We start from the raw sequence: 600 nt of genomic DNA, 5'->3' as shown, positions 1-600 counted from the left end.
GGCCGAGCTGGCCGGCGACCTGACCGCGCTCGGCGCCCGGGTCCAAGTCCTCGCCGTCGACCTCACCGACCCCGACGCCGTCCGCGACCTGATCGCCGGGCTCACCGACGGCGACCGGCTCGCCGGGGTGGTGCACACCGCCGGCGTGCTCGACGACGCCGTCGTCACCGGCACCGACGCCGACCAGCTGGCCCGGGTCCTCGCCCCCAAGGCCGACGCGGCGTGGCATCTGCACGAGGCCACCGCCGGCCTCGACCTCGACCTGTTCGTCACCTACTCGTCGATCGCCGGCGTGCTCGGTTCCCCCGGACAGGGCGCGTACGCGGCCGCGAACGCCTTCCTCGACGCCCTCGCCACCCACCGCCGCGCCCTCGGCCTGCCCGGGCACGCGCTCGCGTGGGGCATGTGGGACACCGACGGGATGGCGGCCGGTCTGCGCGCGGTCGACCGGAACCGGGTGACGGGCGCCGGGCTCGGTCTGATCACCGCCCCGGTCGGCGTCGCGCTCTTCGACGCCGCCGTCACCGCCGACGACGCCGCGCTCGTGCCGGCCGTGCTCGACCTGCCGGCGCTGCGGGCCGCCGGTGGCGTACCGCCGAT

1 protein-coding gene is annotated in these 600 nt (G+C 77.3%); it reads left to right on the top strand.

All coding sequences use genetic code 11. From position 1 onward, the window contains the following. A partial coding sequence (locus HUW36_RS33930; protein WP_174531709.1) for an SDR family oxidoreductase occupies positions 1 to 600 on the top strand: 600 nt, incomplete at both ends.

The organism is Micromonospora maritima (assembly GCF_902825405.1).
GTDB classification, from domain to species: domain Bacteria; phylum Actinomycetota; class Actinomycetes; order Mycobacteriales; family Micromonosporaceae; genus Micromonospora; species Micromonospora maritima.
The sequence above is the reverse complement of the archived record's forward strand: the minus strand, read 5'-3'. Positions and strand labels throughout refer to the sequence as shown.